Origin of the sequence: Paraglaciecola sp. 25GB23A (genome assembly GCF_040012495.1) — a bacterium.
Classification (GTDB): domain Bacteria; phylum Pseudomonadota; class Gammaproteobacteria; order Enterobacterales; family Alteromonadaceae; genus Paraglaciecola.
This window is the reverse complement of the sequence record NZ_JBDYKM010000011.1, coordinates 1-13,245: the sequence shown is the minus strand read 5'-3', so window position 1 is coordinate 13,245 and position 13,245 is coordinate 1. Positions and strand designations below refer to the sequence as shown.

The following is a 13,245-nucleotide window of genomic DNA, read 5'->3' as shown; positions in this document are numbered from 1 at the left end:
ATTATTTCCTATATTTTACTTTGAATTTCGCCGGATTATAAAGGCTAGAGCATGAAGATGAAATGACAAGTCATAAATATTGTGTCGCAAATCGCCAATTCATCGAAGTTTTAAAGCACTTTTGTGCAACAACACATCTTTTTATATCAATAGTCAAAAAGCAATATCATTCCAATCTAATAGCTCGTGACAAATACAAGCTCAATCGTCGTCTTGCCACGAGTCTCTTTTTAGACTACTTATAATAGTTTAGACAGGCTTCAACTTCTTCTTTTGAACCTAACAATACCGGAACTCGTTGATGAATCTCAGTAGGCATGACTTCCATTATACGTCCCGTGCCTGTATCAGCTAATCCACCTGCTTGTTCCATCAAAAATGCCATTGGATTAGCTTCATATAACAGGCGCAACTTTCCAGGTTTTTCCGGATTTCGTTTATCAAAAGGATAAAGAAAAATACCACCACGACTCAATACTCGATGGATATCACCCACCATGGCGGCAACCCAACGCATATTATAATCTTTGCCGCGTGGGCCATCTTCGCCTGCAATTAGATCACTGACGTAACGCTGAATCGGCTCTTCCCAATGGCGCTGATTCGAGGTATTAATCGCGAATTCGCTGGTTTGTTCGGGCACTTTCACATTAGCCTTAGTCAGCAGGAAACCACCATGGGTCTTATCAAGCGTGTAAAGGTGGGTGCCGCGTCCAGTGGTCATAGCTAACATCGCAGAAGGGCCATACAATACATAACCGGCAGCAACACTTTGAGTGCCCGGCTGTAAAAAAGCTGAGGGGTCGTCGGGTTTCATCCATTGCGGGGCATGACTAATAGAAAAGATAGTCCCAATCAAGCTATTGATATCCGTGTTTGATGAACCATCAAGGGGATCAAAACTCACCAAATATTTGCCGTCAGGATTACATGCCACTACATCATCTTCTTCTTCTGAAGAAATCGCTTTGACATAACCAGAATCTTTTAGAATATCTTTAAGAATTTGATTAGAAATGACATCTAGTTTTTTCTGAGTTTCTCCCTGAACATTTTCACTCAAAGTAGAGCCTAGAACACCTGCTAGTGCTCCTTGACTTACCCTAAAAGCAATTTCTTTGCAGCCCGCCAATAAAGTTCTGATTAGCAGAATTAGCTCCATAGGAGCCCCATCATCCTGAAGTTGAGAGTTCAAACGTTTCATAGTGTGTGTATACCTTTTTAAAAATGTAGGGTAGAGGTAGATCAGCTTATTATTATTTTGAGTGCTGTCAGTTTTTTTCGATCATAACGGGTATAAGCAAAAAACGCTGTTAACAATACCGAAAAAATTGAATGTATAAAGTTAAAATTCTTATTTACAGCAAATTAATTTCCAACTAGTGATTGGGTTGTAGCCTGCTGTTCTGATAGTCTTAGCCTAAACTTAAAATTGATTCGTTAAATTATGCATATTCATATCCTCGGCATTTGTGGCACTTTTATGGGCGGAATTGCGGCAATCGCCAAAGCTCTTGGACATAATGTTACCGGCAGCGATACTAACGTTTATCCGCCGATGAGCACACAACTAGAATCGCTGGGTATACATCTGACGGAAGGTTTTTCCACTGATCAGTTTACACCCCAACCTGATTTAGTGGTTATTGGTAATGCGCTATCAAGAGGCAATACCGCAGTAGAATATGTATTGGATCGCAATATTCCCTATGTCAGTGGCCCTCAATGGTTGCTTGAAAATGTGCTAAAAGACCGCTGGGTATTGGCCGTGGCGGGTACTCATGGCAAAACAACAACGGCCAGCATGTTAGCGTGGATCTTAGAATACTCTGACATGCATCCCGGATTTTTAATTGGTGGCATTCCGCAAAATTTTGCCGTATCGGCACGCTTAGGTGCAAGTCCGTTTTTTGTTATTGAAGCGGATGAATACGATAGTGCTTTTTTCGATAAACGTTCGAAATTTGTTCACTACCATCCACGTACCGTTGTGCTCAATAACTTAGAATTTGATCATGCGGATATTTTCGACAGTCTTGCAGATATTCAAAAACAGTTTCATCACTTGCTGCGAACCGTACCTAATAATGGTTTAGTGTTAATTCCACAAACAGATGAAAACCTTATTCGGGTATTGGATATGGGTTGCTGGACGCCCGTGCAAATGACTGGAAAAGATTGGCAATTAGGTCATGTGGCAGACGATGGCAGTGAATTCGAAGTATTTTTGAAAGGTGAACTGCAAGGCAAAGTGTGTTGGAATTTACTCGGTCAACATAATATAAATAATGGAATTATGGCGATTGCTGCGGCCCATCATGTAGGCGTGCCCACCTCGATTGCGTTAGACGCGTTGGGGCAGTTTATTAATGTCAAAAGACGCATGGAACTAAAAGCACAGATTAATGGTATTACTCTGTACGATGATTTTGCCCACCATCCGACCGCAATAGAAACCACCTTGAAAGGTTTGCGTGCAAAAGTGGGGCAACAGCGAATACTCGCTGTGTTGGAGCCGCGTTCAAACACGATGAAGTTGGGCGTGCACAAAGACAGCTTAGCTCAGTCTTGGTCAGCGGCTGACCAAGTATTTATATTTGAGCCGAGCAATTTAAACTGGTCAATGGAAGCCTTACTCGCGCAAAGTAATATAACTGCTTTGTTGTATAAAGACTTAGATAAATTAGTAAAATCTATTGTTGCTTATGCTAAGCCAGGTGATCATATTGTGGTGATGAGCAACGGCAGTTTTGGTGGCATTCACCAGTTATTATTAGACAAATTAGCAGAAACGCCAGTGGCCACTGCGCAAAACTAAACCATTAATCGACAATCTAACATTAAGAAAAACTATGAAAATAAAAACTATTGTTATCGCTATCGCTTCAATCGCTTTAAGTGGCCAAGCAGTGGCTTGGGGCCAAAACGGTCATCGTGTCACAGGGGCAATTGCAGAGCAGTATCTTACACCGCAAGCTCAACAAGCCATTTCACAAATATTGGTTAACGAAGATTTAGCCGAGGCATCGACTTACCCCGACGAAATGCGTGCGGACCCTAGTGAGTTTTGGAAAAAGACCGCCAATCCTTGGCACTATGTCACCGTACCTGCGAATAAGACCTATCAAGAAGTCGGTGCTCCTGAAGAAGGTGATGCATTAACCGCCTTAAGCCAATTTACTGCAAGTCTGAAAGACCCACAGGCCAGCTTAGCGGATAAACAGTTAGCCCTGCGTTTTATTGTGCATATTATCGGTGATTTACATCAACCATTGCATGTTGGCAATGGCACTGACAAAGGCGGCAACGATGTCAAACTTGAGTTTTTCTGGCAAGATTCAAACCTTCATCGTGTATGGGATTCTGAATTAATTGACAGGCGAGAATTGTCTTACACTGAATGGACAACAATACTTAGTAGAAAAATTTCAACCCAGCAAGCCAAAGAGTGGTTAGTCGCTGATCCACAAGTATGGATAAAAGAAAGTGGTGCCATTAGAGACACCATATATCCGAGCAGCAACAAACTGTCGTGGGACTATTTGTATCAACAAATGCCGACTGTGCAACAGCGTTTACAAATGGGTGGGGTGCGTATTGCCGCTTATTTAAATCAAGTGTTTAAATAAACAACTCTCGATAAAATCAGACCATTAATACAGCTAACTTTACCTGCTTTAATCGCCAAGCAGGTAAAGTCTTATGACTAATTTACAGATGAAATGGACGACTTAAGCGATGTACAGCGTCAACAAACACTTTGGCATTTTCTGGTGGTACATCAAGATGAATACCATGGCCTAAGTTAAATACATGGCCATCGCCTGTGCCAAAGCCATTTAAGATAAGCTGTACTTCTTGTTCGATACGTTCAGATGGGGCATATAACATTGAAGGGTCCATATTGCCTTGCAGCGCTACTTTATGACCAATTCGTTGTTTAGCATCAGCCATATCAACCGTCCAATCGATACCAACTGCGTCACAACCTGTAGCGGCAATAGATTCAAGCCATAAACCTGCATTTTTAGTAAATAGGGTTACAGGCACTTTCCTACCATCATTTTCACGGGTCAATCCGTCAACAATTTTATGCATGTACTGGAGCGAAAACTCCTTATAGTCTCGACCAGACAATACCCCACCCCAAGTATCAAATACCATCACCGATTGGGCACCTGCAGCAATTTGGGCATTTAAATACAAAATGACTGAATCCGCCAATTTATCCAGTAACAAGTGCAAGGCCTGAGGCTCACTAAAAGCCATTTTTTTAATTTTAGTGAAAGCTTTACTTGAACCACCTTCTACCATGTAGGTAGCTAAGGTCCACGGACTGCCAGAAAATCCAATTAATGGCACACTACCCTTTAGGTTCTTACGAATAGTGCGTACCGCATTCATGACATAAGCCAATTCTACTTCTGGATCGGGTATGCCTAGTTTTTTAATTTCGGCCAGTGATGTAAGCGGCCGTTCAAATTTTGGTCCTTCACCATTTTCAAAATACAAACCAAGTCCCATTGCATCCGGAATAGTTAAAATATCAGAAAAAAGAATAGCGGCATCTAAGTCAAAACGACGCAGCGGTTGTAAAGTGACTTCACAGGCAAGCTCTGCATTTTTACACAGAGACATAAAGTCCCCCGCTTCTGCTCGTGTTGCTTTATATTCTGGTAAATATCGACCAGCCTGACGCATCATCCAAACCGGAGTGACATCCACCGGCTGGCGTAATAAGGCTCTTAAATATCGATCATTTTGTAATTTTTGCATTGAATCCTCTACCGGAACGATCTGCTAAAAAGCAGTAAAAAGGCAATATTGTAGCGACTTTGACTGGTTTAAACAGGCTTATCTTGGTTAAATTTGCTAAAAACTTGCATTACTGGTTGGACCTTGTTATAAAAGTGTTGCGAAAGCATTACAAAACTAAGAATCTCGTTGACGAGACCAAGACGCTAGTATTTTCAAACCCCACACTTTGTGGGGTTTTTTATTGCTTGAAATTTAACTAATCTAGCTCGATTGATCCTGCTTGATTTCTTCTATAGTACGTTGAATTAGTTGTCCTGCAATAGACAAAGTAGGAGGAGTAAGGGGTAAAGCATCAATATCAAACCATTGAGCATCTATGATTTCATGGCCATCAACAACAATGTCTCCACCAGCAAAATCCGCTAAAAATCCTACCATCAATGAATGAGGAAAAGGCCAGGGTTGACTGTCAAAATAACGCAAATTGGTGACTTTAACGCCTACTTCTTCCATGACTTCGCGGTGTACCGCCTCCTCTAGTGTCTCGCCACTTTCAACAAACCCGGCTAAGGTTGAATACATTTGTCTTGATTGGTGCGGTTTACCTTGCGCTAACAATAATTTGTTTTTATGTCTAATGGCTACAATAATACAGGGCGAAATTCGCGGATAGCAACGATGATTGCAACGTGAGCAATGCATTGCCATTTCCCAATCAATCTGTTGCATAGTGGTGCCACATTGACCACAAAAACGATGGGTGCGCATAAATAAGGCAACTTGCCAGGCCCGAGCGGCGATACCAAAAAAAGGTTTTTCGACTTGCATTAATATCGACCGTAAACTGATCAATTCAATGGCGTCACTATCAATTTGCTCATTACCCATATCGATAAGAAAACAGGCATGGTCTTCATAGTCACCAATTTTCACTATTTGTTCTTGGTAGGCATGCACAAAAGATAAATCCTGCCACGCACTTTTTAGATAGCCCGGTTGATGGATAAGTTGAACTACTTTGTCACCTATAATAATCAACCAAATAGCCAGTTGATCTGCTTGTATCCTAATGTTTTGCTCTACCATAACTGCGCTCTTCTATTTTTAGGGCGCAAGATTAACACAAATTAAAAAAGGGTTAATTAGGTCTTAATAATTATCGCAATAATGCTGTATGCAATTTGAGACATTTATGCAAGGATGTGCATGTATAGTATTCAGCCACAAACGGGGCTGTTTTTAATAGACTAGTCAATTGGCTGTCTTTTATTTGCAACATATTTTTAGAAGCTCAAACTATATTATTAGTACTTAACTAATAAATAGCAGTGTGCACACAACAAAAATGAGTAATTTTTTAGCAAAAAAGTGGTATTATTTAGCGGTTAACACCTTAGGAATAGTTTGTGGCCAGTATTGAAGTGCATGTAAATAAAGCGCGCGTTTTTTGCGAGAAAAAAGGCGCAAGATTTACCTCTCTCCGTGAGAAAGTTTATGCGCTATTGTTGCAACAAGAAGGAGCTATTGGGGCTTACGAATTATTAGACTCGCTGAAACTCAGTGAACCTGGCGCCAAACCCGCTACTGTGTACCGAACCTTAGATTTTTTGCTTGAGTTTGGTTTGGTTCATAAGCTGGAATCAACCAATGCATTTGTGGCTTGCCATCATTTTGACTGTAACCATCCTGTGCAATTTTTGATTTGTGACAGCTGCGGTGAAGTACAAGAAATTCAATCAGAAGGTCTTAAAGAAACTCTCAACAAACAAGCACAGTCCGTTGGATTTAATGTTATCAAGCAAACTATCGAAGCGCATGGTTTGTGCATTTCATGCAAATAAAGTCATCTGTATATCATCATCCAACCATTCGCCCATCAGTAAGGAATTTGTGAGCTATGAACGCTGAATTTATTAACCCTTTTATCAGTGCCTTAATTAACGTTATGAGTACTATGGCACAAATAGAACTTAAACCTGGCAAACCAAAACGAAAAAGTGATGACAAGGCAGGTGGAGATATATCAGGCCTTATCGGTATGGTGGGTGAAAATATAAAAGGCTCATTATCTATTTCCTTTGAAGAAAATTTAGTTCTCGAGATTATGGATAAAATGTTAGGCGAAAGGCCCGCCAGCATTAATGCTGATGTTAAAGATATGGTCGGCGAAATCACTAATATGATTTGTGGTGGCGCAAAAAATGAACTAAGTCAGAAAGGCTTTGAGTTTGGAATGGCCACACCTATGGTGGTCTCAGGCAAAAATCACACGGTAGACCATCAGGTCGACGGCAAAAAAATCATACTGCCCTTCAGTCATATCTCAGGCAATCTGTATTTAGAAATGTGCTTCAATGATTAAATACTGGAAAAAAACATTGTAATTACAAAGGTATATTTTAAGCTTAGGGCGTATACTTTGCGGCGTTTTTTATAATTTTTATTTTCGTAGCTGAAAAGCAGTATTGGCACATTTCCTGCAGAGCTTGAGTTAGGTATAAATAAAATGTAAATTGAGCGATTAATATACTCTATCCCCAAGAGCGAAAGAGTGGAATTGCTTTGCTACTTTATTAAGTGAGCACAAAAAACGATAAAAACAAACTAAAAGGTTAGACCGTTATTTATTTGATACACCCAATAGTTGCGCTCATCAAATGAAGCAAGTATTGATGATTTAATTTTTTTACAAGCAGAACACACTTTAAGAAGGACGTACACATGAAAAAGATATCAATTGCTACAAGTATATTGTTAGCGTTATCGACACAAGCTTTGGCTGATCCAGGTCAACAAGGCGACAAATGGATTGCAGGTTTTGCAGAATATTACTCTACCGACCAAGAAGCATCAGGTTTTCCAAATTATTTAAGCGACGGCACCGGTTTAGGCGCCGAGTTCGGTTTTCGTTTTTTGCCACAGTGGGCAGGGAGAATTGAATATTCATCGTTAGACATCGATGCATCTTCGCTAGGGCAGGACAAATCTGGTAGCCGTTTGGGATTTGACGCGATGTATTTCTTACCAAATGATTCTATGTATATTTTTGGTGGCGTTAAAGAAATCAAAATTGCTGATAGCGATACCATGTACAATCTTGGTTTAGGTAAGCATTGGACTGTCGCTGAGAAACTCAAAGTAATTACAGAAGTCGCAGCCTACAATAATTTCGAAAACGGCAATAATGATATTGGTGTTAAAGTTGGCTTAGCCTATACTTTTGGAAACAGCGCTCCTGCTATGCCTAAAGATAGCGACAATGACGGCGTTAACGATACTTTAGATATGTGTCCTAATACTGCACCAGGTACTCAAGTTGATGCCAAAGGATGTGATATTGATGAAGATAAAGACGGCGTATTAAACAGCTTAGATTTATGTCCAAACACTCCAGTTGGAACAAAAGTTGACAGCAATGGCTGTGCATTAGGTGCAGACGAAGATGGCGACGGTGTTGCTGATGCAGATGACAAATGTGCTAACACGCCAATGTCTGATAAAGTTGACGCAGTAGGTTGTAGCGTATTTATGGAAGAAGAAGTAAGCCAAAACTTACGTATAAACTTCGGCAATAATAGCTCAATTATCAGTAATCCTAATAATCCAGATTTCCAAACTTTTGCTGATTTCATGAATCGTTATCCTAATACCGATACGGTTATAGAAGGTCACTCTTCAGCGCCTGGTAACGATGATTACAACATGATGTTGTCACAAAAACGTGCTGATGCAGTGCGTAAGTTACTAGTTACCAAATACGGTATTGACGCTGCACGCATCAAGGCAGTGGGTTATGGCGAAACACAATTGCTTGATACCGCTAATACTAAACAGGCAAATGCACTTAACCGTCGTATTACTGCTAAAGTAACAGCTAGTAATCGGGTTAAAGTAGAAAAATAGTCCACTAAAATAGACTAAAAACAAAAAGGAGATGCATTGCATCTCCTTTTTTTTATGTAAAAACTACGTTTTGATGTGTAAAACTGACAGGGCACTTGCCCATATATTTACCAATAAGCTTAATAATCGTCAGCGATTGCGGGGCCCGCATAATTATCAAAACGTGAAAACTGCCCCTGAAAAGTAAGACGGCTGGTGCCTATAGGACCATTACGCTGCTTGCCGATTATAATTTCAGCTATACCTTTGTCAGTGCTTTCTTCGTGGTAAACCTCATCCCGATATATAAACATAATTAAATCAGCATCTTGTTCTATGGAACCGGACTCACGTAAATCGGAGTTGATTGGGCGTTTATCAGCGCGTTGCTCCAAACCACGGTTTAACTGTGACAAAGCCACCACAGGCACTTCAAGTTCTTTAGCCAAGGCCTTAAGTGAGCGTGAAATTTCCGCTATCTCTAAGGTTCGGTTTTCACTTAAACTGGGCACGCGCATTAACTGTAAGTAGTCGATCATGATGAGGCTGATACCACCTCGGTCACGGGCTAATTTTCTCGCTCGGGTTCGCACATCCATCGGCGTCAATCCCGATGAATCATCAATATATAAATTATCTTTATCTTTCAGCATCGCCATGGTGTTGGAAATGCGCGCCCAATCTTCATCATTAAGCTGGGCAGTACGAATTTTAGTTTGGTCTACCCGACTAAGTGAGGCCAACATCCTCATCATAATTTGTTCCGAAGGCATTTCTAAACTAAAGACCAACACCGGCTTGGTTTCGAGCAACATGGCGTTTTCACACAAATTCATTGCAAATGTGGTTTTACCCATAGATGGACGTGCGGCCACAATGATCAAATCAGAGGGTTGCAAGCCACTGGTTTTTTTATCTAGATCGGTGTATCCGGTAGAAACCCCAGTAACCTCTTTATTACTTTTTACCAGTATTTCTAAACGATCGATGGTTTTACCCAACACAGATTCGATGTTTTTGGGGCCTTCGTCTTTGCCTGTGCGTTTTTCGGCAATTTCAAAAACCTTACTTTCAGCCATATCCAATATTTCGCCGCTGTTGCGACCTTCGGGATTATAACCAGCCTCAGCTATCTCGTGGGCAACCCCTATTAATTCTCGAGTCACCGCTCGTTCTTTGATAATTTGCGCATAAGCGATTACGTTAGCGGCACTCGGCGTATTGCGCGCGAGCTCACCTAAATAGGCAAAACCACCCGCGTCTTCAAGTTCGTTAAGCTCTTCTAAGTCTTCAGAAACCGTGATTAAATCTATTGGTTGGCTTTTGCGGAGTAATCGCAATATGGCGCGAAATATTATTTGATGTGAACGATTATAAAAGTCTTCGTCATTAACCAGTTCTGCTACCTTGTCCCAGGCATCTGGTGAAATAAGCATACTTCCCAACACAGACTGCTCGGCCTCAATTGAGTGAGGAGGAATTTTTAATCGTTCGACTTTTGGATCGGCGCTTTTTCTCGGGGTATCTTTCACGGATTTGCTGATCATTAGGCTAATAACGGCCGTTGATTATGCGACAAAAAGCTAAATAGTGGAAGTTAAGTCTGAATGATACAGGGCAGTGCTCATCCTCTATTTTCTGGGCTAAAAGCGCATAATTGTCATATACAGCAGTAACTTGATAAAGGAGGCATAAGTAAAAGGAATCATAAATTTTTTATTTAATTAAAGTGTCAATACACACCTAATCCTAATCACTGCCGAGTCATCTTATCTATGCAGACGTTTGAATCCTTACACAATGCGATACAAGCATGCCAAGTATGTGCCTCTCATCTAAAACATGGCATAAAGCCCATTCTGCAAATTCACCCTCAGGCAAAAATACTCATTGCAGGTCAAGCACCAGGTAGACAGGCGCATGACTCTGGACTGCCTTTTGATGACGCCAGTGGAGATAGGTTACGCCGCTGGATGGGTATATCTAAAGAGGCGTTTTATGATGAGTCAAAAGTTGCCATATTACCCATGGGATTTTGTTAACAAGTTATTGCAAATACAATTTTACTATTTTTGGTTGCGCTTTAACATTAAACCTATTAAGAACATTCGATTTTGCATTTTTTCAGAAAAATTTTAATCTTTTTGAGGACGCAACCGTTGCGCGTAAATTTACTCACCAATTTTAGCTAAAAACAAGGTTGATAAATTACAGACGCTAACGGAGTTTGAGTATTCCTATTCTCCAGAGATAAGATACTGTGGTTCGATTAATTGCGGAAAAATGCACAATGGCTATACAGAGAAAGTAGACATTAACACCCACTATAAAGAACCCCTTATTAATTTAAGTAGTTAAAGTGTGAATAATATTAGCATTATCTATGAGCAAAAAGTTTGTCGTCATTTTTCTCTCACAATTTTAATGGGGTTAACCTTAGGTATTTCGATATCTGTATACAGATATTTTTTTGCGGCGGTGCTCATGAAATAGTTCAACGACACTTTGCCTTTCAGTGCCGCTTTGTTTATGCATTTTCATCGTGCTGTCGAAGTAACTAAAACGTTTCTTTCGATATGTCATCACTGTTAGGGGAAGATCAATCAGCTGTCAGGTAAAGATCATAGGCATTTTGATAAAAATGCCAAGCAGTTGCACTGATGTTAGTCACTGACTCAAGCTTTCTTGCAAGATCTATTATTACGGTAACATGCCCATTAAAGAACCGAGATAAATGTCTTGCCGACATACATAACCGATCAGCGACTTCCCGATGCTTAAGTATCGTCTTTGAAAGACAGCGCCTTTTGAAAACGTCGCCGGGATGTGGTCGATATAATTCCTCACCTCTATTTACACTTTCTGACATTGATACAAAAGCCGATTTCATGGATTTTACTCTCTTAGATTTATTTTGATCTTCCCCTAACTATATAGGCACTTTTTATTTAGAAACAGTTCTTTGTATAAGGCTGTCAGATAAGCTTCGGCCAAACGCTGCTCTAATAATACCCAACGGCTTAACGCCCGAAGTCGAATATCGGCCATGTGCCATTTACTGCCGTTCACCAACATTCATCTGAACTAGAGCTTTTAGCAGAAAGCGGATCTTCAGGGTTTGTAGTCTATTTGAGAATTTTATTCAGTGAGGGGTCTATATGCTGCAAGTAATCGCTGAAACTCAAAGGTGCATAAATATCCGGTTCTTGCCATTTTCTGTCGTCATTTGCGTTGGTGGTTTGCCACAACTTGGTTGAAACAATGACTTTTAAGCCACTATTGGGTAAGTCAAAGCGGTTTCTCGCATTAGCAAAGAAATGAACATTAATACCTGTAGGCTCACCTACAAACACTGCGTAGGTATATTGCTCTAATGCAGTGGCCATAAGTTGGGCTGCCGAAAACGTGCGACCACCGAGTATTACATAGAGATTCTTTTGCTGATTGGCATGACTGGCAGCGATAGCTTTAACTAAATCATTCACTAAACCAGTTTCCCCCCCAGGATTATGGCGAATGTCTATTACTAATTTACTACCGATTTTTTCGTTTGATAGGGCAATTGCAGCTGCCACTTGTTGCTCAATGTTACCTAGTTCCGGTTTTGTGAAACCGTTGAGTTTAAGGTATACCAAGTTATTAGCAGGTTGATAGGTATACCAAACCATTCTATCTAAATGTTGCAGATATAACGGCTGTTCATCAGACAATGAATACCAGTTATCGTCAACTACTATACCCCTTTGCTCTTGAGGCCAGTTATCTATGCTATCTAAATCGACTTTCTTATTTATCTGACCTACCTGTAACGTGTAGTTAGCTGATTGCGGTGAGCTTGATAATGCAAAAGCATGCAAAATTTCTGGAGCAGACAGGGCATAGACTCCCCATTGTTTAACATTCATTTCATTTTCAATCGGAAACATGGCGCTGACAATACTCATGGCTTTCATGCTATCAGCATCATTCACTGCTATTAGTTTGGCCCCCATATATTGTGTGAAATCATTATGGGTAGCAACAACGTAAATGCCGTCTTCAAATGCTGCAAAGCGCAGTGGAATGGGTTTAACCTGCATACCATTACCAAATTCGCTTTCAAATAAAGGATGATAAAAGCGGATAAATGAATGACCATCCTTAGCTAAAGCTAGCAAACTAGCCAACCGCACTTTTATCTGATGGTCTTGAAGTTCAGGGATCGCTTGTTTCAAAGCCATTGCCGCATCCAGAAACTGTTGTTCATCGTGTTTTTTATAAAAATTTACGTGCTCTTTAGGTGCATGTTCAACAAGGAATTCAACATCCTCTATCCAATTTTGATCACGTTGAGATACGGGGTGAGCAGTGAAAGAAGCACATGCGAAAGAAAATAAAATAAATGTTTTAAGCATAGGTAATCAGTTTTAAATTTGGTTGTTTGTCTGAACAGCAATTCCAATACCAATAGTTAATCTATTGATAAATATATTGTTATTCTTCAATCTGAAGGCTTAACGATAAAAGGTTAGTAGGTTTGACTAAGTCTTAGTCGAATATGCTAAATTCTTGCGCGGGTCGCTGAATTAAGAGAAACGGGTGCGCGATTGTAACTTAGCCCTAATG

11 protein-coding genes are annotated in these 13,245 nt (G+C 40.4%); 6 read left to right on the top strand and 5 right to left on the bottom strand.

Annotation, left to right across the window (positions count from 1 at the left end):
• Window positions 1-235: 235 nt before the first annotated feature.
• Window positions 236-1,204, bottom strand: a complete 969-nt coding sequence (locus ABKW31_RS14470) for a class 1 fructose-bisphosphatase (RefSeq protein ID WP_348617265.1) — start codon at window positions 1,202-1,204, stop codon at window positions 236-238.
• Between the two features lie 243 nt (window positions 1,205-1,447).
• Here ABKW31_RS14470 and mpl point away from each other — a divergent pair, with 243 nt between their 5' ends.
• Both mpl and ABKW31_RS14460 read left to right on the top strand, forming a co-directional pair.
• The gene (mpl, locus tag ABKW31_RS14465; RefSeq protein WP_348617264.1) at window positions 1,448-2,818 is read left to right on the top strand and encodes a UDP-N-acetylmuramate:L-alanyl-gamma-D-glutamyl-meso-diaminopimelate ligase; all 1,371 of its coding nucleotides are present in this window, start codon (window positions 1,448-1,450) and stop codon (window positions 2,816-2,818) included.
• 34 nt (window positions 2,819-2,852) lie between these two features.
• Complete coding sequence (locus ABKW31_RS14460) at window positions 2,853-3,629, top strand: S1/P1 nuclease (RefSeq protein ID WP_348617263.1); 777 nt, start codon at window positions 2,853-2,855, stop codon at window positions 3,627-3,629.
• A gap of 82 nt (window positions 3,630-3,711) precedes the next feature.
• Here ABKW31_RS14460 and hemE read toward each other — a convergent pair whose 3' ends face one another.
• Both hemE and nudC read right to left on the bottom strand, forming a co-directional pair.
• The gene (gene hemE / locus ABKW31_RS14455) at window positions 3,712-4,776 is read right to left on the bottom strand and encodes a uroporphyrinogen decarboxylase (RefSeq protein ID WP_348617262.1); all 1,065 of its coding nucleotides are present in this window, start codon (window positions 4,774-4,776) and stop codon (window positions 3,712-3,714) included.
• Between the two features lie 243 nt (window positions 4,777-5,019).
• Complete coding sequence (gene nudC, locus ABKW31_RS14450) at window positions 5,020-5,844, bottom strand: NAD(+) diphosphatase (RefSeq protein ID WP_348617261.1); 825 nt, start codon at window positions 5,842-5,844, stop codon at window positions 5,020-5,022.
• A 320-nt stretch (window positions 5,845-6,164) separates the two neighbouring features.
• Here nudC and ABKW31_RS14445 point away from each other — a divergent pair, with 320 nt between their 5' ends.
• The 3 genes from ABKW31_RS14445 to ABKW31_RS14435 all read left to right on the top strand — a co-directional run bounded on the left by ABKW31_RS14445 (window position 6,165) and on the right by ABKW31_RS14435 (window position 8,661).
• Window positions 6,165-6,599, top strand: a complete 435-nt coding sequence (locus ABKW31_RS14445; RefSeq protein ID WP_348617260.1) for a transcriptional repressor — start codon at window positions 6,165-6,167, stop codon at window positions 6,597-6,599.
• A gap of 56 nt (window positions 6,600-6,655) precedes the next feature.
• On the top strand, window positions 6,656-7,120 hold the full coding sequence (locus tag ABKW31_RS14440) for a chemotaxis protein CheX (protein WP_348617259.1): 465 nt from the start codon (window positions 6,656-6,658) through the stop codon (window positions 7,118-7,120).
• A 359-nt stretch (window positions 7,121-7,479) separates the two neighbouring features.
• Window positions 7,480-8,661, top strand: coding sequence for an OmpA family protein (locus tag ABKW31_RS14435; protein ID WP_348617258.1), 1,182 nt, complete (start codon window positions 7,480-7,482; stop codon window positions 8,659-8,661).
• Between the two features lie 119 nt (window positions 8,662-8,780).
• On the opposite strand, the gene dnaB is transcribed toward ABKW31_RS14435, so the two are convergent.
• Window positions 8,781-10,187 (bottom strand): replicative DNA helicase, encoded by a 1,407-nt coding sequence (gene dnaB, locus ABKW31_RS14430; RefSeq protein ID WP_348617257.1) that lies wholly within the window; start codon window positions 10,185-10,187, stop codon window positions 8,781-8,783.
• A gap of 228 nt (window positions 10,188-10,415) precedes the next feature.
• Here dnaB and ABKW31_RS14425 point away from each other — a divergent pair, with 228 nt between their 5' ends.
• Window positions 10,416-10,682 (top strand): uracil-DNA glycosylase family protein, encoded by a 267-nt coding sequence (locus tag ABKW31_RS14425; RefSeq protein WP_348617256.1) that lies wholly within the window; start codon window positions 10,416-10,418, stop codon window positions 10,680-10,682.
• Between the two features lie 1,083 nt (window positions 10,683-11,765).
• Here the strand turns inward: ABKW31_RS14425 and ABKW31_RS14420 are convergent.
• Window positions 11,766-13,034, bottom strand: a complete 1,269-nt coding sequence (locus ABKW31_RS14420; RefSeq protein WP_348617255.1) for a hypothetical protein — start codon at window positions 13,032-13,034, stop codon at window positions 11,766-11,768.
• Between the last annotated feature and the right edge of the window lie 211 nt (window positions 13,035-13,245).

Bases quoted from the DNA above. Each gene is read 5' to 3' on its own strand.
- mpl (WP_348617264.1), top strand. From the start codon at position 1,448: ATGCATATTCATATCCTCGGCATTTGTGGCACTTTTATGGGCGGAATT.
- dnaB (WP_348617257.1), bottom strand. From the start codon at position 10,187: ATGATCAGCAAATCCGTGAAAGATACCCCGAGAAAAAGCGCCGATCCA.
- ABKW31_RS14435 (WP_348617258.1), top strand. From the start codon at position 7,480: ATGAAAAAGATATCAATTGCTACAAGTATATTGTTAGCGTTATCGACA.
- ABKW31_RS14470 (WP_348617265.1), bottom strand. From the start codon at position 1,204: ATGAAACGTTTGAACTCTCAACTTCAGGATGATGGGGCTCCTATGGAG.
- ABKW31_RS14460 (WP_348617263.1), top strand. From the start codon at position 2,853: ATGAAAATAAAAACTATTGTTATCGCTATCGCTTCAATCGCTTTAAGT.
- nudC (WP_348617261.1), bottom strand. From the start codon at position 5,844: ATGGTAGAGCAAAACATTAGGATACAAGCAGATCAACTGGCTATTTGG.
- ABKW31_RS14440 (WP_348617259.1), top strand. From the start codon at position 6,656: ATGAACGCTGAATTTATTAACCCTTTTATCAGTGCCTTAATTAACGTT.
- ABKW31_RS14425 (WP_348617256.1), top strand. From the start codon at position 10,416: ATGCAGACGTTTGAATCCTTACACAATGCGATACAAGCATGCCAAGTA.
- ABKW31_RS14420 (WP_348617255.1), bottom strand. From the start codon at position 13,034: ATGCTTAAAACATTTATTTTATTTTCTTTCGCATGTGCTTCTTTCACT.
- hemE (WP_348617262.1), bottom strand. From the start codon at position 4,776: ATGCAAAAATTACAAAATGATCGATATTTAAGAGCCTTATTACGCCAG.